Annotated in this window: 21 protein-coding genes; 14 read left to right on the forward strand and 7 right to left on the reverse strand. The window is 70.8% G+C overall.

Going from position 1 to position 23,126, the window contains the following annotated elements:
• The first annotated feature begins 11 nt into the window (after positions 1–11).
• Positions 12–368, forward strand: coding sequence for a YciI family protein (locus ACIRR9_RS00320; protein WP_123974762.1), 357 nt, complete (start codon positions 12–14; stop codon positions 366–368).
• A gap of 43 nt (positions 369–411) precedes the next feature.
• Entirely contained in the window at positions 412–1,674 is a 1,263-nt protein-coding gene (locus ACIRR9_RS00325) for an RNA polymerase sigma factor (protein ID WP_403745968.1), read from the forward strand.
• 6 nt (positions 1,675–1,680) lie between these two features.
• Here ACIRR9_RS00325 and ACIRR9_RS00330 read toward each other — a convergent pair whose 3' ends face one another.
• Entirely contained in the window at positions 1,681–2,985 is a 1,305-nt protein-coding gene (locus tag ACIRR9_RS00330; RefSeq protein ID WP_403745971.1) for a methyltransferase domain-containing protein, read from the reverse strand.
• On the opposite strand from ACIRR9_RS00330, the gene ACIRR9_RS00335 reads away from it, so the two are divergent.
• From ACIRR9_RS00335 to groL, 5 genes are all read left to right on the forward strand, one after another.
• Positions 2,968–3,861 (forward strand): polysaccharide deacetylase family protein, encoded by an 894-nt coding sequence (locus tag ACIRR9_RS00335; RefSeq protein ID WP_403745973.1) that lies wholly within the window; start codon positions 2,968–2,970, stop codon positions 3,859–3,861. The genes ACIRR9_RS00330 and ACIRR9_RS00335 overlap by 18 nt on opposite strands.
• Complete coding sequence (locus ACIRR9_RS00340; RefSeq protein WP_403745976.1) at positions 3,858–4,664, forward strand: polysaccharide deacetylase family protein; 807 nt, start codon at positions 3,858–3,860, stop codon at positions 4,662–4,664. The genes ACIRR9_RS00335 and ACIRR9_RS00340 overlap by 4 nt, the downstream gene beginning before the upstream one ends.
• 145 nt (positions 4,665–4,809) lie before the next feature.
• Positions 4,810–5,427, forward strand: a complete 618-nt coding sequence (locus ACIRR9_RS00345; RefSeq protein ID WP_403745979.1) for a pirin family protein — start codon at positions 4,810–4,812, stop codon at positions 5,425–5,427.
• A 213-nt stretch (positions 5,428–5,640) separates the two neighbouring features.
• Positions 5,641–5,949 (forward strand): co-chaperone GroES, encoded by a 309-nt coding sequence (groES, locus tag ACIRR9_RS00350; protein WP_066995800.1) that lies wholly within the window; start codon positions 5,641–5,643, stop codon positions 5,947–5,949.
• A 118-nt stretch (positions 5,950–6,067) separates the two neighbouring features.
• A complete protein-coding gene (gene groL, locus ACIRR9_RS00355) occupies positions 6,068–7,693 on the forward strand; it encodes a chaperonin GroEL (protein WP_365341430.1) in 1,626 nt (541 codons plus the stop codon).
• Positions 7,694–7,841: 148 nt separating this feature from the next.
• Here the strand turns inward: groL and ACIRR9_RS00360 are convergent, their stop codons facing one another.
• The 3 genes from ACIRR9_RS00360 to ACIRR9_RS00370 form a co-directional block, all read right to left on the reverse strand.
• Positions 7,842–8,549 (reverse strand): ester cyclase, encoded by a 708-nt coding sequence (locus ACIRR9_RS00360; RefSeq protein WP_403745982.1) that lies wholly within the window; start codon positions 8,547–8,549, stop codon positions 7,842–7,844.
• Positions 8,550–8,634: 85 nt separating this feature from the next.
• Entirely contained in the window at positions 8,635–9,408 is a 774-nt protein-coding gene (locus tag ACIRR9_RS00365) for an SDR family oxidoreductase (RefSeq protein ID WP_365341426.1), read from the reverse strand.
• Positions 9,409–9,505: 97 nt separating this feature from the next.
• Positions 9,506–10,174 (reverse strand): MOSC domain-containing protein, encoded by a 669-nt coding sequence (locus ACIRR9_RS00370; protein ID WP_403745985.1) that lies wholly within the window; start codon positions 10,172–10,174, stop codon positions 9,506–9,508.
• A 79-nt stretch (positions 10,175–10,253) separates the two neighbouring features.
• Here ACIRR9_RS00370 and ACIRR9_RS00375 point away from each other — a divergent pair, with 79 nt between their 5' ends.
• On the forward strand, positions 10,254–11,153 hold the full coding sequence (locus ACIRR9_RS00375; RefSeq protein ID WP_365341422.1) for a LysR family transcriptional regulator: 900 nt from the start codon (positions 10,254–10,256) through the stop codon (positions 11,151–11,153).
• Between the two features lie 111 nt (positions 11,154–11,264).
• On the opposite strand, the gene ACIRR9_RS00380 is transcribed toward ACIRR9_RS00375, so the two are convergent.
• Positions 11,265–11,594, reverse strand: coding sequence for a WhiB family transcriptional regulator (locus ACIRR9_RS00380; RefSeq protein WP_123974752.1), 330 nt, complete (start codon positions 11,592–11,594; stop codon positions 11,265–11,267).
• A 381-nt stretch (positions 11,595–11,975) separates the two neighbouring features.
• Here ACIRR9_RS00380 and ACIRR9_RS00385 point away from each other — a divergent pair, with 381 nt between their 5' ends.
• The 4 genes from ACIRR9_RS00385 to ACIRR9_RS00400 all read left to right on the forward strand — a co-directional run bounded on the left by ACIRR9_RS00385 (position 11,976) and on the right by ACIRR9_RS00400 (position 16,409).
• Complete coding sequence (locus tag ACIRR9_RS00385) at positions 11,976–12,587, forward strand: response regulator transcription factor (protein WP_003948568.1); 612 nt, start codon at positions 11,976–11,978, stop codon at positions 12,585–12,587.
• Between the two features lie 277 nt (positions 12,588–12,864).
• The gene (locus tag ACIRR9_RS00390; protein ID WP_123974751.1) at positions 12,865–13,452 is read left to right on the forward strand and encodes a sigma-70 family RNA polymerase sigma factor; all 588 of its coding nucleotides are present in this window, start codon (positions 12,865–12,867) and stop codon (positions 13,450–13,452) included.
• A gap of 211 nt (positions 13,453–13,663) precedes the next feature.
• A complete protein-coding gene (gene guaB / locus ACIRR9_RS00395; RefSeq protein ID WP_403745990.1) occupies positions 13,664–15,169 on the forward strand; it encodes an IMP dehydrogenase in 1,506 nt (501 codons plus the stop codon).
• Between the two features lie 115 nt (positions 15,170–15,284).
• On the forward strand, positions 15,285–16,409 hold the full coding sequence (locus ACIRR9_RS00400; RefSeq protein ID WP_123974749.1) for a GuaB3 family IMP dehydrogenase-related protein: 1,125 nt from the start codon (positions 15,285–15,287) through the stop codon (positions 16,407–16,409).
• Positions 16,410–16,505: 96 nt separating this feature from the next.
• Here the strand turns inward: ACIRR9_RS00400 and ACIRR9_RS00405 are convergent, their stop codons facing one another.
• Entirely contained in the window at positions 16,506–17,714 is a 1,209-nt protein-coding gene (locus ACIRR9_RS00405; RefSeq protein ID WP_403745993.1) for a nucleotide sugar dehydrogenase, read from the reverse strand.
• 289 nt (positions 17,715–18,003) lie between these two features.
• On the opposite strand from ACIRR9_RS00405, the gene ACIRR9_RS00410 reads away from it, so the two are divergent.
• The gene (locus tag ACIRR9_RS00410) at positions 18,004–19,710 is read left to right on the forward strand and encodes a glycerol-3-phosphate dehydrogenase/oxidase (RefSeq protein ID WP_403745996.1); all 1,707 of its coding nucleotides are present in this window, start codon (positions 18,004–18,006) and stop codon (positions 19,708–19,710) included.
• Between the two features lie 100 nt (positions 19,711–19,810).
• On the opposite strand, the gene ACIRR9_RS00415 is transcribed toward ACIRR9_RS00410, so the two are convergent.
• On the reverse strand, positions 19,811–20,860 hold the full coding sequence (locus ACIRR9_RS00415; RefSeq protein ID WP_403745999.1) for a serine hydrolase domain-containing protein: 1,050 nt from the start codon (positions 20,858–20,860) through the stop codon (positions 19,811–19,813).
• A 169-nt stretch (positions 20,861–21,029) separates the two neighbouring features.
• Here ACIRR9_RS00415 and ACIRR9_RS00420 point away from each other — a divergent pair, with 169 nt between their 5' ends.
• Positions 21,030–23,117: a serine/threonine-protein kinase gene (locus ACIRR9_RS00420; protein WP_403746002.1), complete on the forward strand. Its 2,088-nt coding sequence runs from the start codon at positions 21,030–21,032 to the stop codon at positions 23,115–23,117.
• Positions 23,118–23,126: the final 9 nt, after the last annotated feature.

Here is a 23,126-nt window from a genome sequence, read left to right on the forward strand (position 1 = left end):
GAGGAGTCACCATGCCCCGTTACCTGTCGCTCGTGCGTATCGACGAGAGCTCCGTCCCCGCCGAGGGCCCCAGCGAGGCGCTGATGCAGCGGATGGGGGAGCTGATCGAGGAGATCACCAAGGCCGGCGTGATGCTCGACACCGCCGGGCTGACGCCCACCGCCGACGGCACCCGGGTGCACTGGGAGGGCGGGAAGATCTCCGTCACCGACGGCCCGTTCACCGAGTCCAAGGAGGTCGTCGGCGGTTACGCGATCATGCAGTGCAAGGACAAGGCCGAGGCCCTGGAGTGGACCAAGCGGTTCCTGAAGGTGCACGAGGAGTTCTGGACGGTCACCTGCGAGGTGCGGGAGATCGCCGAGGGCTGACCTTCCTGGCGCAGGTCCGACGGTGGGTGTTGCATGGGGGGCTGTGAGCACACAGCCCCCCGCCGAGGCCGACCCCCGCCACGCCATCGAGACCGTCTTCCGGCTCGAATCGCCCCGCGTGATCGCCGGCGTCGCCCGGATCGTCCGGGACGTCGGCATCGCGGAGGAGCTCGCGCAGGACGCCCTCGTCGCCGCCCTGGAGCAGTGGCCCCGCGACGGTGTGCCCGACAACCCGGGCGCCTGGCTCATGGCCACCGCCCGCCACCGCGCCGTCGACCTGGTCCGGCGCCGGGAGAACTACGCCCGCAAGCTCGCGGAGATCGGCCGCAGCACGGAGACCACCGCCCCGCCGCAGGAGCCGGCCGACCCGGACGACATCGACGACGACCTGCTCCGGCTGGTCTTCACCGCCTGTCATCCGGTGCTGTCCCCGGAGGCCCGCACGGCGCTCACCCTGCGTCTCCTCGGCGGTCTGAGCACGGCCGAGATCGCCCGCGCCTTCCTCGTCCCCGAGCCGACGATCGCCCAGCGCATCGTCCGCGCCAAGCGCACCCTCGCGACGAGGAACATCGCCTTCGAGGTGCCGTACGGCCCCGACCGCGACGCCCGTCTGGGCTCGGTCCTGGACGTCATCTACCTGATCTACAACGAGGGTTACGCGGCCACGGCGGGCGACGACTGGCTGCGCCCCTCGCTCTGCGAGGACGCCCTGCGGCTGGCCCGTGTGCTGTCCTCCCTGATGCCGAAGGAACCGGAGGTGCACGCGCTCACCTCGCTCCTCGAATTCCAGTCCTCCCGCACGGCCGCCCGTACCGGTCCCGACGGCGAGCCCGTCCTCCTCAGGGACCAGAACCGCCGCCGCTGGAACCGCATGCTCATCGCCCGCGGCATCAGGGCCCTGGCCCGCACCGACGCCACGGCCACCGGGGCCCCGGGGCCGTACGCCCTGCAGGCGGCCATCGCGGCCTGCCACGCGCACGCCTACACGTACGAGGAGACCGACTGGACGGCCATCGCCACCCTGTACGCACTGCTGGCCGTCCGGTCCCCGTCCCCTGTCGTCGAGCTGAACCGGGCCGTCGCCGTGTCGATGGCTCGGGGGCCGGCGGCCGGTCTGGAGATCGTGGACCGGCTGACGGACGAACCCACCCTCCGCGACTACCACCTGCTGCCCAGCGTGCGGGGCGACCTGCTCGCCCGCCTGGGCCGTACGGAGGAGGCCCGCGCGGAGTTCGAGCGGGCGGCGGGGCTGGCACGCAACGAGCGGGAGCGGGAGCTGCTGCGACGGCGGGCGGGGGAGGTGTAGGGACCTCTAGGGGCGAGCCGGGTGGCCCAGCAGCATCGTCGGCGCCCCCGCCACCCGGGTCAGGATCACGGTCGCCGAGTTCCGCCCCTGCGGCTTCGGAAGGGCCTTCCTGCGCAGCTCCTCCGGCTCCACGGCCGAACCCCGCTTCTTCACGGTCAGGCTTCCGACCTCGCGCTCCCGCAGCAGGGCCTTCAGCTTCTTCACGTTGAAGGGGAGTCGGTCGGTGATCTCGTACGCCGACGCGTAGTCGGTGGCGTGGAGTCCGTCGGCCGTGATGTACGCGATCGTCGGGTCGATCAGGCCGCCGTCGAGCTGTTCGGCGACCTCGGCGACCAGGTGGGCGCGGATGACGGCGCCGTCCGGCTCGTAGAGGTAGCGGCCGACGGGCCGGACGTGCGGATCGGGCAGGCCCCTGCCGAGCAGGGTGCGCGGGCCGGGGAGCAGGGTGGCCCGCATCGCCCCCGGTGCCGTCCCGAACCAGAGGACCGCCTCCTTCACATCGCCCGCGTCCGAGATCCACTCCGCCTCGGCGTCCGCCAGGATCGCCTCGTGCGGGATGCCGGGGGCGATCTTCAGCGCGGCCACCCGGGCCGTCGACGCGGCTCCGACCGCCCAGGACAGGGGTGGTGAGTAGGCCTCCGGGTCGAAGATGCGGCCCCGGCCGCCGCGCCGGGCGGGGTCGACGAAGACGGCGTCGTAGCCGGCCGTGTCGATCTCCGTGACGTCCGCCTCGCGGACCTCGATCAGGCCGGCGAGCCCGAGCGCCTCGGCGTTCGCCCGGGCGGTGGCCGCCGTCACCGGATCCCGGTCCACGGCCAGCACCCTGATCCCGGCCCGCGCGAGGGCGATCGCGTCGCCCCCGATCCCGCAGCACAGGTCGGCGACCGAGGTCACCCCGAGCGCCGTCAGCCGTTCGGCCCGGTACGCGGCGACGCTCGCCCGCGTCGACTGCTCGACCCCGTTCGGTGTGAAGAACATGCGGTCCGCGTCCGCGTCCCCGAACTTCGCCGCCGCCCGCTGCCGCAGCCGGGCCTGGGCGAGTGCCGCCGACACCAGCTCGGCGGGGTGCTCACGGCGCAGCCGGGTGGCCACGGCGAGTTCGTCGGCGGGTGCGGTGCCACGCACCTCGTCGAGGAGGGCGCGGCCCTCGGGGGTGAGGAGGGGGGCGAGGTGGTCGTTCGCCAGGTTCACCGGTTCGTTCACCGGTTCATTGTCGGCCAGTCGGTGGATGGTCCGCCTCGGGCGGCGGTGTCTGCCCGGGTTCCGGGCGGGGGCCTGGAAGGATCCGGCTTCATGCAAGCAGTCGTACAAAATGACAAAAATGGGTTGAGGGCGGGCGTGGTGGGACTCCTGTCCGTCGCCTCCGTCGCCGCCCTGCTGTCCGGCTGCGCGGGACCGGGCGGCGACTCCGCCGTGCGCCCCGCCGCCGGTCAGCAGCCGCACCATGCCGCCGCTCCCGACTCCCACGCCGCCCTGGTCGCCGCCGCCAGGAAGTGGGACCTGGACGCGGTCCCGCTCCGGCCCCCGGCCCCGCCGACGTACAAGCCGAGGATCGCCGCGCGCAACGGTTTCGAGGTGGACGGGCAGGTGGAGGACGACCTGCCCCCGGTCTTCACCACCGTCCCGACCAAGCGGAAGGTCGTCTTCCTCACCATCGACGACGGCGCGGAGAAGGACCCGCGGTTCCTCGAAATGATGAGCGACCTGCGGATCCCGTACACCGCGTTCCTCAGCAACTACCTGGTCAAGGACGACTACGGCTACTTCCGCAAGATGCAGGCCGAGGGTCACACCCTGAACAACCACACCCTGACCCACCCCTATCTGCCGGGTCTGACCTACGAGGAGCAGAAGCACGAGATCTGTGACATGCAGACGATCATGAAGAGGGAGTTCGGCAAGGCCCCGACCGTCTTCCGCCCGCCCTACGGCAACTACAACGGTGACACCCTGCGCGCCGCCAAGACCTGCGGCATCAAGTACGCGCCGATCTGGGACGAGGAGGTGTACGTCGACCACTGGGAGTACCGCGAGGACGACCGCAGCCTGCACCCCGGTGACATCGTGCTCACGCACTTCCGGGGCCTGAACGAGTGGAACGGCACGATGGTCGACGACATGCGGCGCTTCCTGAACAAGGTCACACGCGAGGGGTACGCGGTGGCGCGCCTGGAGGACTACCTGTGAGCCGCCCGAGGGCGGTGGCGGCGCTCCTGACCGCCGCCGCCCTCCTCCTCGCGGGCTGTGCCCAGTCCGTGGATCCCATCGAACGGCTGGGCAAGAAGGCCGCGGAGGGGGTACGGCCGCACAGTTCGACGGGTGAACAGCCGTACCGCCACTGGGGCCTGACCGCGCCCCTGCCCGCGGCCCCGCACCCGCCGGCCCACCCGCTCTCCGCCCACTCCGCCCTGCCCCCGGTCGTCGACCACGTCCCCACCTCCGACCGGGTGGTCTTCCTGACCTACGACGACGGCGCCGAGAAGGACCCCCGCTTCGTGGACATGGTCCGCGAACTGCGCCTGCCGGTGAGCATGTTCCTCACCGACAGCGTGGTCGGCCCCGGCTACGGCCACTTCGCCCGGCTCCAGTCGGTCGGCGCGAGCGTCCAGAACCACACCCTCGACCACCCGGCCATGCCCGGACTGCCGTACGCCGGCCAGCGCGCCGAGATCTGCGGCCAGCAGGAGAAGCTGAAGTCCCGCTTCGGCATCCGCCCCCGCTTCTTCCGCCCGCCCTACGGCACGTACGACACCACCACCCTGCGTGCGGCGGCCGACTGCGGAGTGGCGGCGGTGGTCCTGTGGCGGGCGGCGATGACCGCCGACACCGTCGTGTACCGCAGCGGGGAGAAGCGGCTCCTCCCCGGCGACATCATCCTGGTGGGCCCGGACGAGGCCACGGGCCCGACACTGCGGGAACGCACGACGCGCCTGCTGCGGCGCATCCAGGGGAGCGGGCTGACGGTGGGGCGGCTGGAGGACTATCTCTAGAGTGTCATGGCTTGAGTTATCAAGTCGTGGTGAGGGCGATAGGTGAGCTCACTGGCTCCAGCGCGTGGTGTCTGTCCAGTCAATGACTTTAACATTCATGCCATGGGGATTGGCGTCGATACCGGAATCCGGAAGGAGGCACGGTATGGGCAGCGCACTGCTCGCACCCGGCATGGAGGTGCGGCGCGCGGACGGAAGGCAGTCGAGCCGGTTGTCCTGGCTCGACTCGAAGCACTCGTTCTCCCTCGACTCCGGCGGCCGTTCCGGCGTGATCTACCCGGGCCTGGCCCAGCGGATGAGCGCCGGCACCGGCATCCTGCACTCCGGGAAGAACGACACCTACCGGTCCGCGGACCGGCCCCCCGCCGACCCCGTGCACTTCGTCCAGGTGTGGGTCGTCCCGGACGAGGCCGGCGTCACCCCGGGCTACGAACAGCTGGAGATCGACGCCGAGCTGCTGTCCGGCGGGCTGGTCACGGTGGCGTCCGGCATGGACCGGCACAGGGGTGCGAGCGCCATCCGGATCCGCAACCGGCACGCCGCGCTGTACGCGGCCCGGCTGGGGCCCGGACAGCATGTGCCCCTTCCCGAGGCGCCGTATCTGCACCTGTTCGTCGCCCGCGGCTCGGTGGACCTGGAGGGCGCGGCGGTGCTCCGCGAGGGTGACGCGGCCCGCTTCACCGCCACCGGCGGACACCGGGTCCGCGCCTCCGGGCCCGCCGAGATCCTCGTGTGGGAGATGCACGCCACCGTCACCCTGTGACCTTCGGATGCCACCCGTTCCCGCGCCGCGCCGCTCGCAATTGGCACTCCGCTTGACCGAGTGCTAATCGCGGTCATAGTCTCGGCTCTGGCACTCGGCAGATGAGAGTGCCAACAACGCGACGGGCAGGTCCGGCACCCGCGACGACGGATCCACCTGGTCGCCACCTCAGACAGTTAACCCCGTGAGATCTCCGAAGGGGGAGGTCGGATCGTGACGACCACCAGCTCCAAGGTTGCCATCAAGCCGCTTGAGGACCGCATCGTGGTCCAGCCGCTCGACGCCGAGCAGACCACGGCCTCCGGCCTGGTCATCCCGGACACCGCGAAGGAGAAGCCCCAGGAGGGCGCCGTCCTCGCCGTGGGTCCGGGCCGTTTCGAGAACGGCGAGCGCCTGCCGCTCGACGTCAAGGTCGGCGATGTCGTGCTCTACAGCAAGTACGGCGGCACCGAGGTGAAGTACAACGGCGACGAGTACCTCGTCCTCTCGGCTCGCGACGTGCTCGCGATCATCGAGAAGTAGTTCACCCGAAGCACATTCTGCTTTGAACTGCGCCCCTGGCCCCCGCGATCTCATGAAGCCGGGCGTCGGGGGCGCGGCTCGTTTCACTCACGTTTTCCGAGAGGGCTGAACCGCTCCCATGGCGAAGATCCTGAAGTTCGACGAGGACGCCCGTCGCGCCCTTGAGCGCGGCGTCAACAAGCTTGCCGACACGGTGAAGGTGACGATCGGCCCCAAGGGCCGCAACGTCGTCATCGACAAGAAGTTCGGTGCGCCCACCATCACCAACGACGGTGTCACGATCGCCCGTGAGGTCGAGATCGACGACCCGTACGAGAACCTCGGCGCCCAGCTGGTGAAGGAGGTGGCGACCAAGACCAACGACATCGCGGGTGACGGTACGACCACCGCCACCGTGCTGGCCCAGGCGCTGGTCCGCGAGGGCCTGAAGAACGTCGCCGCGGGTGCCTCCCCGGCCGCCCTGAAGAAGGGCATCGACGCCGCCGTCGCCGCCATCTCCGACGACCTGCTCGCGACGGCCCGCCCGATCGAGGAGAAGTCCGACATCGCCGCCGTCGCCGCGCTGTCCGCCCAGGACCAGCAGGTCGGCGAGCTCATCGCCGAGGCGATGGACAAGGTCGGCAAGGACGGTGTCATCACCGTCGAGGAGTCCAACACCTTCGGTCTGGAGCTGGACTTCACCGAGGGCATGGCCTTCGACAAGGGCTACCTGTCGCCGTACTTCGTGACGGACCAGGAGCGCATGGAGGCGGTCCTGGAGGACCCCTACATCCTCATCAACCAGGGCAAGATCTCCTCCATCGCGGACCTGCTGCCGCTGCTGGAGAAGATCATCCAGTCCAACGCCTCGAAGCCGCTGCTGATCATCGCCGAGGACGTGGACGGCGAGGCCCTGTCCACCCTCGTGGTGAACAAGATCCGCGGCACCTTCAACGCGGTCGCGGTCAAGGCCCCCGGCTTCGGTGACCGCCGCAAGGCGATGCTGCAGGACCTGGCGATCCTCACCGGTGCCACGGTCATCTCCGAGGAGGTCGGCCTCAAGCTCGACCAGGTCGGCACCGACGTGCTGGGCTCCGCCCGCCGCGTCACCGTCACCAAGGACGACACCACCGTCGTCGACGGTGCCGGTGACTCCGAGGCCGTCGTCGGCCGCGTCGCCCAGATCAAGGCCGAGATCGAGAACACCGACTCCGACTGGGACCGCGAGAAGCTCCAGGAGCGCCTCGCGAAGCTGGCCGGCGGCGTGTGCGTGATCAAGGTCGGCGCCGCCACCGAGGTGGAGCTGAAGGAGAAGAAGCACCGTCTGGAGGACGCCATCTCCGCGACCCGCGCCGCGGTCGAGGAGGGCATCGTCTCCGGTGGTGGCTCCGCGCTGGTCCACGCCGCGAAGGTCCTGGAGGACGGCCTCGGCAAGACCGGCGACGAGGCGACCGGTGTGGCCGTCGTCCGCCGCGCCGTCGTCGAGCCGCTGCGCTGGATCGCCGAGAACGCCGGCCTGGAGGGCTACGTCATCACCTCCAAGGTCGCCGAGCTCGACAAGGGCCAGGGCTTCAACGCCGCCACCGGCGAGTACGGCGACCTGGTCAAGGCCGGCGTCATCGACCCGGTCAAGGTCACCCGCTCCGCCCTGGAGAACGCCGCCTCCATCGCCTCCCTGCTCCTGACGACCGAGACCCTGGTCGTCGAGAAGAAGGAAGAGGAAGAGCCGGCTGCCGCGGGTCACTCCCACGGCCACGCCCACTGAGCGCCGCCACAGCGCTCAGCGCGTGACACCGCGCCCAGTGCGCGACACCGCTTGAGGAAGCCCCCGTTCCCGGTCATCCGCCGGGAACGGGGGCTTCGCCCCTCGCGGGCTCTACTCATTGTCGTACCGCTCTGCGGGCACTGTCGTCTCAGTTCTCCAGCTCGTCCAGTGCTCCGAGCTGACCCATCAGCCCGAGCCGGTCGTACTCCCACCAGCCCTCGGCGATCTTCCCGCTGTCGTCGAAGCGGTGGATCGTCGTCCCGGTCATCTTGACCAGCTGTCGCGTGTTAGGCAGCCCCAGGAACTCCGCCTTCTGCCGCCCCTTCCAGATCCATCTGGTGCACACCCGGTCGTCCTGGGTGAACTGGTCCTCGACATGGAACGTGAAGTCGAAGGCGCCCCGCCACATCCCGATCTCGCGCCGGACCGCGTCCATGCCGATGGTGGGCTGCTCGTTCCCCGGATCGTGGTCGTGGTAGTCCTCGGCGAGCAGACCGTCCAGCGGAGCCAGCGGGCCGGCCGCGGCGATCGTCTCGAAGAACCGCCGCACGGTGTCGGCGTACAACCGTTCGTCGCGCACCACGTCCAGATCCGTGAACGTCGGCATCTCGTCGCACAGCGCCAGCAACTCGTGGAAGACCTTGTCGGTCTCCGGGAGGTTCGAGTTGCGCATCGCGTCCTCGTACGACGGGAACTCCACGATCTCGACGACGTGCGACGCGTCGGAGCGGTCCTTGCCGACCACCGCGTGCGTCGCCGTCCGCTTCCCCTTGGTCTGCTCGACCCACCTGCCGACCAGCCGGTTCATCTCGTCCAGCCGGCTGGTTCTGCACTCGATGAGCTGCACGAACGTCATGACACCGCCTCCGGCCCCCCTGGGTCCGGTCCCTCACGCCCATCCTCCCACCGGCCCGGCCACGGTTCCTGTGCGACCGCGGCTCCTACTGCGGCCCGTACTTGCGCCCCGTCTTCGAGCTGATCCCGCCCACCAGGCCGCGCGGTGCCACCCTCGCCAGGCCCGTCAGCACCTTGTACCGCGGGTCGGGGACCGACAGCGTCTTCCCGCGCGCGAGATCGGCCAGCGCCGCCGCGACCAGCTTGTCCGCGTCCAGCCACATCCAGCCGGGGATGTTGTCCGTGCCCATCCCGGCCCGCTCATGGAACTCCGTACGGACGAACCCGGGCGCCAGCGCCATCAGCCGCACCCCGCTGCCCGCGAGATCGCGCGCCGCACCCTGGGTGAACTGGACGACCCATGACTTGGAGGCGCCGTACGTACCGCGCGGCACGAAGGCCGCCACCGACGCCACGTTGACGACACCGCCTCGCCCGCGCTCCCGCATCCCCTCGGCCGCCGCCGCCGTCAGCCGCAGCACCGCCTCGCAGTGCACCTTGAGCATGCGCAGCTCGTCGGCCATCGGCACATCGAGGAAACGGCCCTTGTTGCCGAAGCCCGCATTGTTGACCAGCAGGTCGACCGGGTTCCTGCGGTCCTCCAGGCGGGCCGCCACCGCCTCGATACCGGCGTCCTCGGCGAGGTCGGCGGTGAGCACCTCCGCCTCGATGCCGTGCCGGTCGTGCAGCTCGGTCGCCTGTTCGCGCAGTCGTCTGGTGTCTCGTGCCACCAGGACCAGGTTGTGCCCGTCAGCCGCCAGCCGCCGCGCGAACGCGGCACCGATCCCCGCGGTCGATCCCGTAATCAGAGCCGTTGTCATGGCCCAAGGGTAGTTACCCGGACTGACGGCGTCCGCAGTGCGCACCGGCTCTCCCGAAGGATGAAGCGCCGGTGAACGGCGTATGTGTGACGGCTGTTCAGCCGCCCTGCGCCGCCATGTACTTCCGGGCCTGCGCCAGCGCCTCCGGGTGCAGCGCCTCGCCCGCCGCAAGGAGCCGCGGCAGCAACTCCCGCTCCGTGGTGACCGCGCGGAACTCCATCGCCGCCGTCACCCCGTGCTCCGGACGGTGCACGATCTCGATCGGGTCGCCGGCTCTGATCTCACCCGGTTCGATCACCCGGAGGTAGGCACCGGACGCACCCTTCCGCGTGAACCTCTTCACCCATCCCCGCTCGCCCAGATGGCCCTGAAAAGTACGGCAGGGGATGCGCCCGGAGGTGACCTCGAGTACGACCTCGGAACCGATCCGCCAGCGCTCGCCGATCAGCGCATCCGACACGTTCAGCCCGTTTGTCGTGAGGTTCTCACCGAAACAGCCGTTCGGCAGCGGCCGGCCGAGCTCCTCGCCCCAGGTGTCGAGGTCCTCGCGCGCGTACGCGTACACGGCCTGGTCGTCACCGCCGTGATGACGCAGGTCGCAGACCGCGTCCCCGGCGAGACCGCTGCCCGTGGTCCCCTTCGGCCCGGGCGCCGCCACCCGCACCGGCCCGTCCACCGGGCGCTTGTCGATGCCGGTCACGCCGTCCTTCTGGTCCGTGTACGCCACCGCACGCGCGCGTCCCAGGTTCACCGAGAGAAGCTCCATGGTTCGACGGTACGGGACCTCTCTCAAAGCGTCGACGCAATATCGGGTGCCCTGTCCAAGTGCGCCTTATGCTCAGGGAGTGATCGAGGCACGTCATCTCCGCGTCCTGCGCGCCGTCGCCACCACCGGTTCCTTCTCGGCGGCGGGGCGCGAACTGGGCTGCACCCAGCCCGCCGTCAGCCAGCAGATGAAGGCCCTGGAGGCCTCCGTCGGCACCCCGCTGCTGGTCCGCAACGGCCGCGAGATGCGTCTGACCCAGGCCGGCGAGGCCCTGGTCCGGCACGCCTCCGGCATCCTCGCCGGACTCACCGCGGCCGAGGAGGAGGTCGCCGCCATCGCCGGCCTGCGCGCCGGCCGCGTCCGGCTGGTCTCCTTCCCGAGCGGCAGCTCCACCCTGGTCCCGACGGCCCTCGCCGCCCTGCGCGCGGCCCACCCCGGCACCCGCGTCTCCCTGGAGGAGGCCGAGCCCCCGAAGTCGGTCGAACTGCTGCGCGAGGGCGACTGCGACATCGCGCTGGCCTTCCGCTACGAGGGCGCGCCCGGCGCGGAGGAGTGGGCGGACCTGGTCGTACGACCGCTGCTCACCGACCGTCTCGTCGGCCTGGTGCCCGAACGGCACCGGCTCGCCCGCGCGGAGTCCGTCGCCATCGGGGAACTCGCCGGCGAACCCTGGATCGCGGGCTGCCCGCGCTGCCGGGGACAGCTCGTCGAGGTGTGCGAGAGCGCGGGCTTCACCCCCCGTATCGACTTCGCCACCGACGACTACCCGGCCGTGGTCGGCCTGGTCGGCGCGGGTCTGGGCGTCGCGGTCCTGCCCCAGCTGGCCGTCGAGTCGGTGCGCCCCAGGGGGGTGCGCACGGTGGCGCTGGAACCCGCGGTACGGCGGGAGATCGTCGCGCTCACTCTGCCCGACCTGGCGCAGGTGCCGGCCGTGGCGGCGACGCTGGAGCAACTGGGCCGGGCGGCCCGGCGGCCGTGACGAAAGGCGGCGGGCACGCGCGTGTGCCCGGCGAAGGTGCCGGGCACGCACGCGTGCCCGATCGCCGGTCGGATCGTCAACAGGTTGTCAAGAGATTGAAGAAACGTTCTTTCAGGTGTCCGAGGCGGAGCCGCCGCTGGTTGTCGATGCCGACACCAGCCTGTTGCGCGCCCGCCCCATGAGCTCTTCGCGCTCGTCCTCGGTCAGGCCACCCCATACGCCGTACGGCTCGCGTACCGCCAGCGCGTGCGCCGCGCACTCCGCGCGGACCGGGCACCTCATGCAGACCTCCTTGGCCGAGTTCTCACGGGCACTCCGAGCCGCCCCGCGCTCGCCCTCGGGATGGAAGAAGAGCGAGCTGTCGACCCCGCGGCAGGCGGCCAGGAGCTGCCAGTCCCACAGGTCCGCGTTCGGTCCGGGAAGGCGGGAGAAATCTGCCATTACGTGACCCCTTGTAGCCGTTCTGGGCGGATACGGTGCCAACGACCGTACATCTCCGGTCTAGAGAGATGAAAATATGACTCATTGGCAATCTAGCCCCAGACACCGTGAAACGGGAAGAAAAAGGGCTAAATGGGGCATTGGATGTGATGAAAAGTTGAGGGTCTGACGTCCATGTCTCCACCGTGTCCGCCCCCTCACGTAGAGTGCCGAAGACGGCATGCAGCCCCGTAACTCTTTCGAGTGACCGTCGTTGAGAGTGCGGTGGCGGTTGAAGCAACAAGCGCTCGGGCAGGCGTCCGAGACGTTCGACCGCACAGGTGACGATTCCGTACCAGCCTGGAGGCTCAAGGTGACGCGCATCAGCTGCGGAGGGCGGTCATGACATCCGTCCTCGTCTGCGACGACTCCCCGCTTGCCCGAGAGGCGCTGCGCCGCGCGGTCGCGACCGTGCCCGGCGTCGAGCGCGTGACGACGGCGGCCAACGGCGAGGAAGTCCTCCGCCGCTGGGGCGCCGACCGCTCCGACCTGATCCTGATGGACGTGCGCATGCCCGGACTGGGCGGCGTCGAGACCGTGCGCCGGCTGCTGTCCGCCGACCCCGGCGCGCGCATCATCATGCTCACGGTCGCCGAGGACCTGGACGGCGTGGCCCTGGCCGTCGCCGCCGGCGCCCGCGGCTATCTGCACAAGGACGCCTCGCGCGCCGAACTGCGGGCCACGGTGACCCAGGCCCTCGCCGACCCGACCTGGCGGCTGGCTCCGCGCCGCCTCCGCTCGGCCGAGATGGGCGCCGCGCCCACCCTCACCGCGCGCGAGATCCAGGTCCTGGAGGGCATGAGCCACGGCCGCTCCAATGCCGAGATCGGCCGCGAACTGTTCCTCTCCGAGGACACCGTGAAGACCCACGCCCGGCGCCTCTTCAAGAAGCTCGGCGCCTCCGACCGCGCCCACGCGGTGGCCCTCGGCTTCCGCTGGGGACTGGTCCGTTAGTACGGCGGTGAGCTGCGCCGCAGCGGGAATGCGGACCGACCGGAAGCCCCCGCCTACCCCTTGGTGGGCGGGGCCCGCAAGGCGGATCGCCACAGGGCCGCTGCTCGTTTCGGCGCGGATGCCGCATCCTTGAGGTGTGGAGTCTCTCGGGGACGAGTCGTTCGAGCGGAAGGGGAGGGCGCAGGGGATGAGTGCCGGCGCACCTGCTCATAACGCTTCGGTGCACAACGACGGACGCGGTGCCACGCAGCCGACGGCGGCAGGGCACCATGGACCGATGCGCGAGGACGAGGCGGTCACTGCCATAGGGACGATCGGTGCTCTCGTCCACCGCGCCGTAGACGGGGACGAGCAGGCCACGCACGACCTGCTCGCCCATGTCCACCCACTCGCGCTGCGCTACTGCCGTACGCGCCTGTCCCGTCTGCCGGGCGACGCCCGGCACTTCGTCGAGGACCTCGCCCAGGAGGTCTGCGTGGCGGTCCTCCTGGCCCTGCCCCGCTATCGCGACACCGGCCGTCCCTTCGAGGCCTTCGTCTTCGCGATCGCCTCCCACAAGGTCGCCGACCTGCAAAGGGCCGCGATGCGCCACCCGGGCTCCACGGCCGTCCCCTCGGACGAGATGCCGGAACGCCCCGACGACTCCCTCGGTCCCGAGGAGCGGGCGCTGCTCAGCAGCGACGCCGAATGGGCCAAGAAACTCCTGGCCAACCTCCCCGAGAACCAGCGCGAGCTGCTGCTGCTCCGTATCGCGGTGGGCCTCACCGCCGAGGAGACCGGCCAGATGTTGGGAATGTCACCGGGCGCGGTGCGGGTGGCCCAGCACCGGGCGCTGAGCCGGCTGCGGGCGCTGGCCGAGCAGTAGCCGGCAGTGGCCGAACCGGTTCAACCCCCCTGGCCGAACGGGTTCCATCACCCCTGGCCGAACGGGTTCAACCGCCCCCGATGAACAGGCGTACGCCCGTTTCCGTACGAACATACGAAGCCCGAAGCTGAGTCGTACCGTGGAATTTGGGACCCGTGCTTCCCGTTAGCATGGACATCCGCACCGTTCAAGGCCATTTGGGGAAGGTGTCATGACTGCCAACGTCGACGGAGTGCCCGGAAAATTCGCGACACTCGGGCTGACCTACGACGACGTGCTGCTGCTGCCGGGCGCATCCGAAGTGCTCCCCAACGCGGTCGACACCTCGTCCCGTATCTCCCGCAACGTCCGGGTCAACATCCCGCTGCTCTCCGCGGCGATGGACAAGGTGACCGAGTCCCGCATGGCGATCGCGATGGCCCGCCTCGGCGGTGTCGGCGTGCTGCACCGCAACCTGTCCGTCGAGGACCAGGTCAACCAGGTCGACCTGGTCAAGCGGTCCGAGTCCGGCATGGTCACCGACCCGATCACGGTGCACCCGGAGGCGACCCTCGCCGAGGCCGACGCGCTGTGCGCCAAGTTCCGCATCAGCGGTGTGCCCGTCACCGACCCGGACGGCAAGCTGCTGGGCATCGTCACCAACCGTGACATGGCCTTCGAGTCCGACCGCAGCCGCCAGGTGCGCGAGGTCATGACCCCGATGCCGCTGGTCACCGGCAACGTCGGCATCTCCGGCAGCGAGGCCATCCAGCTGCTGCGCAAGCACAAGATCGAGAAGCTGCCGCTGGTCGACGGCGAAGGCGTCCTCAAGGGCCTGATCACCGTCAAGGACTTCGTCAAGGCCGAGAAGTACCCGAACGCCGCGAAGGACTCCGAGGGCCGCCTGCTCGTCGGCGCCGCCGTGGGTGCCAGCCCCGAGGCCCTGGAGCGGGCCCAGGCGCTCGCCGCGGCCGGCGTGGACTTCCTGGTCGTCGACACCTCGCACGGTCACAACAGCAACGCCCTCAGCTGGATGGCCAAGATCAAGTCGAGCGTGGACGTCGACGTGATCGGCGGCAACGTCGCCACCCGCGACGGCGCGCAGGCGCTGATCGACGCCGGTGTCGACGGCATCAAGGTCGGCGTGGGCCCCGGATCCATCTGCACCACCCGCGTGGTCGCCGGCATCGGCGTCCCGCAGGTCACCGCCATCTACGAGGCCTCCCTCGCCGCCCGCCCGGCCGGTATCCCGCTCATCGGCGACGGCGGCCTGCAGTACTCCGGCGACATCGGCAAGGCCCTCGCGGCCGGCGCCGACACCGTGATGCTCGGCAGCCTCCTCGCCGGCTGCGAGGAGTCGCCCGGCGAGCTGCTCTTCATCAACGGCAAGCAGTTCAAGTCGTACCGCGGCATGGGCTCGCTCGGCGCCATGCAGTCGCGCGGCCAGGGCAAGTCCTACTCCAAGGACCGCTACTTCCAGGCCGAGGTCTCCTCCGACGACAAGCTCGTCCCCGAGGGCGTCGAGGGCCAGGTGCCCTACCGCGGCCCGCTCGCCAACGTGCTGCACCAGCTGGTCGGCGGTCTGCGCCAGACCATGGGCTACGTGGGCGCGGCCACCGTCGACGAGATGGAGTCCAAGGGCCGCTTCGTGCGGATCACCGCCGCGGGCCTCAAGGAGAGCCACCCGCACGACATCCAGATGACGGTCGAGGCGCCGAACTACAGCCGCAGCAAGTAGTCACAACTGGTCGGCAGAGCCTTTCCAGGGCGGTCCCGGACACACCGGGGCCGCCCTTGCCGTACCCGTCGGCGATACTGGAAGACGCTGAAACGCAGAGGGAAAGGCCACAGACGTGACTGAGATCGAGATCGGGCGCGGCAAGCGCGGCCGCCGGGCGTACGCCTTCGACGACATCGCCGTCGTCCCCAGCCGCCGTACGCGGGACCCGAAGGAGGTCTCGATCGCCTGGCAGATCGACGCCTACCGCTTCGAGCTGCCGTTCCTGGCCGCCCCCATGGACTCGGTCGTCTCCCCGGCCACCGCGATCCGCATCGGCGAGCTCGGCGGCCTCGGCGTCCTCAACCTCGAAGGCCTCTGGACGCGGCACGAGGACCCGCAGCCGCTGCTCGACGAGATCATCGGGCTGGACGCCGACACCGCCACCCGCCGCCTCCAGGAGATCTACTCCGCCCCCATCAAGGAGGAGCTGATCGGCGCGCGCATCAAGGAGGTGCGCGACTCCGGCGTGGTCACGGCGGCCGCGCTCTCCCCGCAGCGCACCGCGCAGTTCTCCAAGGCGGTCGTGGACGCGGGCGTGGACATCTTCGTCATCCGCGGTACGACGGTCTCCGCGGAGCATGTCTCGTCCTCGCACGAGCCGCTGAACCTGAAGCAGTTCATCTACGAGCTCGACGTCCCGGTGATCGTCGGCGGCTGCGCCACCTACACGGCGGCCCTGCACCTGATGCGCACCGGCGCGGCGGGCGTGCTCGTCGGCTTCGGCGGCGGCGCCGCGCACACCACGCGCAACGTGCTCGGCATCCAGGTCCCGATGGCCACCGCGGTCGCCGACGTGGCCGCCGCCCGCCGCGACTACATGGACGAGTCCGGCGGCCGCTATGTGCACGTGATCGCGGACGGCGGTGTCGGCTGGTCCGGCGACCTCCCCAAGGCGATCGCCTGCGGCGCCGACTCGGTGATGATGGGCTCCCCGCTGGCCCGCGCGACCGACGCGCCGGGCAAGGGCCACCACTGGGGCATGGAGGCCGTCAACGAGGAGCTGCCGCGCGGCAAGAAGGTCGACCTCGGCACGGTCGGCACCATCGAGGAGATCCTCACCGGCCCGTCCCACACCCCCGACGGCTCCATGAACCTCTTCGGCGCCCTGCGTCGCGCGATGGCCACCACCGGCTACAGCGAGCTGAAGGAGTTCCAGCGCGTCGAGGTGACGGTGGCGGACTCGCAGCACAAGCGGTAGGCCTCACGGCAGCCGTAAGGCCGGTCACCCCGGGTGGGTGACCGGCCTTCTGCGTGCGAGGAGGAGGCGTGCGAGGAGGAAGGGCGCGGGCGGCGCTCAGAGCCGGTGTGCCGCCCCCGTCGGCGTCGCCCCGCGCGTGTCCAGCAGCAGCTGCGCCTTCACCGACAGTCCCTGGAGGTCGTACGTCCGGTGCTGCTGGACCAGGATCGTCAGGTCGGCGTCGGCGGCCGCCTCGTACAGGGAGTCCGCGCGCGGGACCGGGCGGTCCAGGACGCTCCAGGACGAGATGTGCGGGTCGTGGTAGCTGACCGAGGCGCCCAGCTCCATCAGCCGGATCGCGATCTCCCGCGCGGGGGTGCTCTGCTGGTCGGCGAGGTCGGGCTTGTAGGTGACGCCGAGCAGCAGCACGCGCGCGCCGCGCGCCGACTTGCCGTGCTCGTTGAGGAGTGCGGCGGCGCGCTGGACGACATAACCCGGCATCCGGGTGTTGACCTGCTGGGCCAGTTCCACCATCCGCAGGCCGCGGCCTGCGAGGCCGGACAGGTCCTGGGAGACGCCGTGGCCGCCGACACCGGGACCGGGGCGGAAGGCCTGGAAGCCGAACGGCTTGGTCTCCGCGCAGCGGATGACGTCCCACAGGTCGACGCCCAGTTCGTGGCAGAGCACGGCCATCTCGTTGACGAGGGCGATGTTGACGTGCCGGAAGTTGGTCTCCAGGAGCTGCACGGTCTCGGCCTCGCGCGGGCCGCGCGCGCGTACCACCTTGTCGGTGAGCCGGCCGTAGAACGCGGCGGCCGACTCGGTGCACGCGGGCGTGAGACCGCCGATGACCTTGGGGGTGTTGGCAGGGGTGAAGTCGCGGTTGCCGGGGTCCACCCGGCTGGGGGAGTAGGCGAGGTGGAAGTCGCGGCCCGCCCGGAGCCCGGAGCCGTTCTCCAGCAGGGGGCGCAGGAAGTCCTCCGTCGTGCCCGGGTGGACCGGCGACTCCAGGATCACCGTCGTGTACGGGCGAAGCCGCTCGGCCAGGGTGCGGGCGGCGGCCTCCACCTGGCTCAGGTCGAGGCCACCGTCGGCGCCGCGCGAGGTCGGCGCGCAGATCACGGCCGTCCGCACCCGCCCCAGCTCGGCCGGGTCCTTGGCCGCCCGGAAGCCCCCCGAGAGCATCCGGCGCAGCTCGGCGGGGCTGAGCGAACCCGCCTCCGGACCGGTGGCGTACCCGATCGTGGAGACGCCGGCGGTCACGGCGGCCTGCGCGAGGGGCAGTCCGTAGGGACCGAGTCCGATGACGGCGAGGTCTGCGGGCATGGCGTGGGCGGTCCTTCCCAGTAACCGAAGCGGGACAGGTGCGCAAGCCCGGTGGACAGGATGAGCGAAGCGCAATGTCAGACTAGGAGTAAATATGAACGTTATGCGGGATTGTGTTCATGTGTCTTCCGGGGGTTCGGGGACCGTTGTCCACAGGCTGGGGGCGAGTGGTGGCTGAAGTCGGGCAAGCCGGTCAGAATTTGGGGTGGGCCCCGGCTGCCCGGTGCGGCCGGCCCGACCGATGACCGACGACGAGCGATGACCGATGGCGGCAGAGCGGGAGGCAGCGGTGAGGACAGCGACACTGGGGCCAAAGCAGCGTGCGGAGTCCCTGGCGGCCATGGCCGAGCGCGAGCTGGACGTGCTGGTGGTGGGCGGCGGAGTGGTCGGTGCGGGCACCGCGCTGGACGCGGCCACCCGGGGCCTGAACACCGGCATCGTCGAGGCCCGCGACTGGGCCTCCGGCACCTCCAGCAGGTCCAGCAAACTGATCCACGGCGGCCTGCGCTATCTGGAGATGCTCGACTTCGCCCTCGTCCGCGAGGCACTCAAGGAGCGCGGCCTGCTCCTGGAACGGCTCGCCCCGCACCTGGTCAAGCCGGTGCCGTTCCTCTACCCGCTCCAGCACCAGGGCTGGGAGCGCCTGTACGCCGGCTCGGGCGTCGCGCTCTACGACGCGATGTCCATGGCCAGCGGCCACGGCCGGGGCCTGCCCGTGCACCGGCACCTGACCCGCCGTCACGCCCTGCGTGTCGCGCCCGCGCTGCGCAAGGACGCCCTGGTCGGCGCCATCCAGTACTACGACGCGCAGATGGACGACGCCCGCTATGTGGCCACCCTCGTGCGCACGGCGGTGTCCTACGGTGCGAAAGCCGCCAACCGCGCGCGCGTCACCGGGTTCCTGCGCGAGGGCGAGCGGGTCGTCGGGGCCCGGGTGCAGGACGTGGAGGGCGGCGGGGAGTACGAGATCCGGGCCCGGCAGGTCGTCAACGCGACCGGGGTCTGGACCGACGACACGCAGGGGCTGATCGGCGAGCGCGGCCAGTTTCACGTCCGCGCGTCCAAGGGCATCCACCTGGTCGTCCCGAAGGACCGCATCCACTCCACGACCGGCCTGATCCTGCGCACCGAGAAGTCGGTCCTGTTCGTCATCCCCTGGGGCCGGCACTGGATCATCGGCACCACCGACACCGACTGGGACCTCGACAAGGCCCACCCGGCCGCCTCCAGCGCCGACATCGACTACCTGCTCAACCACGTCAACTCGGTGCTCGCGGTGCCGCTGTCCCGCGACGACGTCCAGGGCGTGTACGCGGGGCTGCGGCCCCTGCTGGCCGGCGAGTCCGACGCCACCAGCAAACTGTCCCGCGAGCACACGGTCGCGCATCCGGTGCCGGGGCTCGTGGTGGTCGCCGGCGGCAAGTACACGACGTACCGGGTGATGGCCAAGGACGCCGTCGACGAGGCGGTGCACGGGCTCGACACGCGGGTCGCGGAGTGCGTCACCGAGGACATCCCGCTGCTCGGCGCGGAGGGCTACCGGGCGATGTGGAACGCGCGGGCCCGGATCGCCGCCCGCACCGGCCTCCATGTGGTGCGCGTCGAACACCTGCTGAACCGGTACGGCTCGCTGGCGGACGAGATCCTCGACCTCGTCGCCGCCGACCCCGGCCTGGGCGAGCCGCTGTCGGCCGCCGAGGACTATCTGCGCGCCGAGGTGGTCTACGCGGCCTCCCACGAGGGCGCCCGCCACCTCGACGACGTCCTCACCCGCCGCACCCGCATCTCCATCGAGACCTTCGACCGCGGCACCCGCAGCGCCCGCGAGGCCGCCGAACTGATGGCACCGGTCCTCGGCTGGGACAAGGACCAGATCGAACGCGAGGTCGAGCACTACGAGAAGCGGGTGGAGGCGGAACGCGAGTCCCAGCTCCAGCCGGACGACCAGACGGCGGACGCGGCGAGGCTGGGGGCACCGGACATCGTCCCGCTGTAGGCCTCCGCCCACGGCGGCCCGCTCGGTTCCACCCGGAGGCATCGAACCTCACCCGAACGAGCGACCCGGGGCCGGGATCTTCATCCGGACCCCGGCCGTTCTACCAACTGCGAGGGCAGAACTCGGCCGCGAGCAGTGCGGGTTCGAGGTCCGGGTCCGCCACCGCCGTCGTGTTCACACGGAACGTGAGGACACGACGGCCGCCGATCGACGCAGCGCTCCGCACATAGCTGCCCTCGATCCGGCCGTTGTGCCCCCACACCGTGGTCCCGCACGGCAGCTTCACAGGAAAGATCCCCAGGCCGTACACGCCATGTGCGGCACGGGTGTCGAGCATCTCCCGCAGCCGGCGCGGGGGCAGCAGCTCGCCGTCCAGCAGCGCCGCGTAGAAGTAGAAGCGGTCCAGGTCGTCGAGCGTGGTCACCAGCTCACCCGCCGCGCCGGCCACGCGCGGGTCGAGCTCGGTGACGTCGGAACCGTCCGCCGCGTAGGCGCGGCCGTGCGGGGAGGGCAGTGAGGTGCGGGTGCCCGGGAAGGACGTGCCCGTGAGACGGAGGGGGGTGATGATGCGACGCCGGGCCTCGACGGCGTAGGAGTGACCGGTGACCTGCCGGATGACCATGCCGAGCACGACGTAGTTGGTGCTGGAGTACGAGTAGCGGCCCGGCCGGGTCGAAGGGAGGGCGAGCGAGACGCGTACGGCTTGAAGCGGGGTGAGAGGGACGAGCCCCCGGGTGACCGTGGTGAAGTCGGCGAGCCCGCTGGTGTGACTGAGCAGCGCGCGCAGGGTGATCCGCCGTCCGTCGGTGCCGCGCCCGCGCAGCAGCCCGGGCAGATACCGGTCCACCCGGTCGGACAGGGACAGCCGGTGTTCCGAGGCCAGTTGCAGTACGACGGTGGCGATGAAGGTCTTGGTGATGCTGCCGGCGCGGAAGTGGTCGGCGCGGGAGATGCCCCGGCCGGCGGCCGCGTAGCGGACGTCGTCGCCGTCGTGGACCAGGAGAGCGGCGGCGGGTGCTCCGCCTTTGGTGACGAACTGTGACAGGAACGGGTTCGTGGCCTCCGTCGAGGACGCGGAACCGGCGATCACGGGGGTGAGCAGCAGGGCAAGAGAGACCGGTATGGCCACCAGTGTCCGAAGCGACGGCATCCGGGTCCTCCCTTGTCGCGGCCCATCATCCCGGCCCGAGTGACGCCCTCGTCACCGGGGGTTTCGATCGGCCGGCCCCGATGTGCGGTCAGGGGCCCCCTGGGCGTTGGGCACTTGTCGGGTGAGGGACAATGGAGGCTCTGTCAGGGCGGGTTGCATGAGGGGACGCATGTCGGAGGCGGAGCGGGCGGGTACTTCTCGCCAGGGGACTCGTCAGGACAACAGCGAGCGTCTTCTCGCCGGGCGGTACCGGCTGGGAGGAGTGCTCGGCCGCGGCGGCATGGGCACGGTGTGGCGGGCCGAGGACGAGACCCTCGGCCGGACGGTGGCCGTCAAGGAGCTGCGGTTCCCGTCGAACATCGACGAGGAGGAGAAGCGGCGCCTGATCACGCGCACCCTGCGCGAGGCCAAGGCGATCGCCCGGATCCGCAACAACAGCGCGGTGACGGTCTTCGACGTGGTCGAGGAGGACGACCGGCCCTGGATCGTGATGGAGCTGGTCGAGGGCAAGTCGCTGGCCGAGGTCATCCGGGAGGACGGCCTGCTGAAGCCCAGGCGCGCGGCCGAGGTCGGCCTGGCGGTCCTGGACGTGTTGCGGTCGGCACACCGCGAGGGCATCCTGCACCGGGACGTGAAGCCGTCCAACGTGCTGATCTCCGAGGCCGACGGCCGGGTCGTGCTCACCGACTTCGGTATCGCCCAGGTGGAGGGCGACCCGTCCATCACCTCCACCGGCATGCTCGTCGGTGCCCCCTCCTACATCTCCCCGGAGCGGGCCCGCGGTCACAAGCCCGGCCCGGCGGCCGACCTGTGGTCGCTCGGCGGCCTGTTGTACGCATCGGTCGAGGGCGCCCCGCCCTATGACAAGGGGTCGGCGATCGCCACGCTGACCGCGGTGATGACCGAGCCGCTGGAGGAGCCCAAGAACGCCGGGCCGCTCAAGGACGTCATCTACGGGCTGCTCACCAAGGACCCGGCCCAGCGGCTCGACGACGCGGGCGCACGGGCGATGCTCAACTCGGTGATCAACGCGCCGGAGGAGGTGCCGGCGGACGCCACCCGGGTCGTACCGCTGCCTCCGCAGCCCGACGCGCCGGCCGAGGAGAAGAGCGCCGGGGCCAAGCGGGGCGAGGAGGCCGGGGAGAAGCTGCGCGGGAAGCTGCGGTCCGTGCGGAAGGCCGCCGGGGCGGCGAGCGCCGCGGCCGCGGCCAGGACGAAGACCGGCGACGCGGGTGCCGACGCGGGCAGCACGGCCGGCTCGGCCGGTACCGGCGTGGGCGGCGGCACCGGTTCCGGCTCGGGAGCGGGCTCGGCCGGGAGCGCGCGTTCGGGTTCCGTCGGTGCCGGGGGTGCGGCCGCCGGTGGCGCGGCCGGGTCGACCGGTTCGCCGGCCGGGGGCAAGCCCACTGCCGGGAAGGCGAGTTCGGGGTGGCCGCAGATGCCGCCGCCGGATCTGGACCTGGCGCCCAGGCCCGTGCCCCGGGCACCGCTGACCGACGTGGTGCCGAAGCGGACCCTGGTGATCATCGCCGTGGTGGTGGTGCTGGCGGTGCTCGGTACGGTGCTCGCCCTCACCTGGGGCGGTGGCGACAGCGACAGCAAGGGGAGCGGCAAGAGCGGCGGTTCCAAGGCGGTGGCGAGCTCGGATACGAGCGCGAGCGCCGGTTCCGGTTCGGGGTCCGGCGGCGGTGACTCCACCAAGGAGGACACCAGCGGCGGCACCAAGACGGACGGGGACACCTCTGCCGCCTCGACCTCCGGGAGCGGCTCGGACGCGTCGAGCGACGACAGCACCTCGGCGTCGAACTCCAGTGGCAGCGACAGCGGGTCGGCGGTGCAGACGTACAAGGGGGGCCAGGGGTACTCGATCGGGCTGCCCAAGGGGTGGAAGTTCCAGACCGGCAGCTCCGCCGGAGACCGGTTCACCGGGCCGGACGGACAGAAGCTGCTGGTCGCATGGACGAGCACGCCCAAGGACGACCCGGTGGCGGACTGGGAGAACCAGGAGCGTTACATGGTGCGCTCCCAGTACCAGAAGATCCGCATAGCCCAGGTGAGCTATCGGAGCTGGAACACGGCCGACTGGGAGTTCACTTACGTCGACGGCGGTACCAAGTACCACACGATCGACCGGGGGTTCGTCGTCAGCTCGGACCAGGGGTACGCGCTGATGTACACCGCGACGGCCGCCGGCTGGAGCAGTGAGCTGCGCAAGGACACCTGGAAGACACTGACGGCGTCCTTCGACCCGAAGTGACAAATTCGC

Origin of the sequence: Streptomyces sp. NPDC101234 (assembly GCF_044767525.1) — a bacterium.
Taxonomy (GTDB): domain Bacteria; phylum Actinomycetota; class Actinomycetes; order Streptomycetales; family Streptomycetaceae; genus Streptomyces; species Streptomyces sasae.